1 rRNA gene is annotated in these 705 nt (G+C 54.6%); it reads right to left on the bottom strand.

Annotated features, from left to right (window positions below):
- Positions 1-12 precede the first annotated feature (12 nt).
- A 23S ribosomal RNA gene (locus ACTJI7_RS22785) occupies positions 13-705 on the bottom strand; the annotation flags it as partial.

Genomic DNA, 705 nt, shown 5'->3' with positions numbered 1-705 from the left:
CTTCGGCGTTGTAAGGTTAAGCCTCACGGTTCATTAGTACCGGTTAGCTCAACGCATCGCTGCGCTTACACACCCGGCCTATCAACGTCGTCGTCTTCAACGTTCCTTCAGGAGACTTATAGTCTCAGGGAGAACTCATCTCGGGGCAAGTTTCGTGCTTAGATGCTTTCAGCACTTATCTCTTCCGCATTTAGCTACCGGGCAGTGCCATTGGCATGACAACCCGAACACCAGTGATGCGTCCACTCCGGTCCTCTCGTACTAGGAGCAGCCCCCCTCAATTCTCCAGCGCCCACGGCAGATAGGGACCGAACTGTCTCACGACGTTCTAAACCCAGCTCGCGTACCACTTTAAATGGCGAACAGCCATACCCTTGGGACCTACTTCAGCCCCAGGATGTGATGAGCCGACATCGAGGTGCCAAACACCGCCGTCGATATGAACTCTTGGGCGGTATCAGCCTGTTATCCCCGGAGTACCTTTTATCCGTTGAGCGATGGCCCTTCCATTCAGAACCACCGGATCACTATGACCTGCTTTCGCACCTGCTCGAGCCGTCACTCTCGCAGTCAAGCTAGCTTATGCCATTGCACTAACCTCCTGATGTCCGACCAGGATTAGCTAACCTTCGTGCTCCTCCGTTACTCTTTGGGAGGAGACCGCCCCAGTCAAACTACCCACCAGACACTGTCCGCAACCCGGAT

Origin of the sequence: Enterobacter sp. 22499, assembly GCF_052044815.1 — a bacterium.
Classification (GTDB): Bacteria; Pseudomonadota; Gammaproteobacteria; order Enterobacterales; family Enterobacteriaceae; genus Enterobacter; species Enterobacter bugandensis.
The sequence above is the reverse complement of the archived record's forward strand: the minus strand, read 5'-3'. Positions and strand labels throughout refer to the sequence as shown.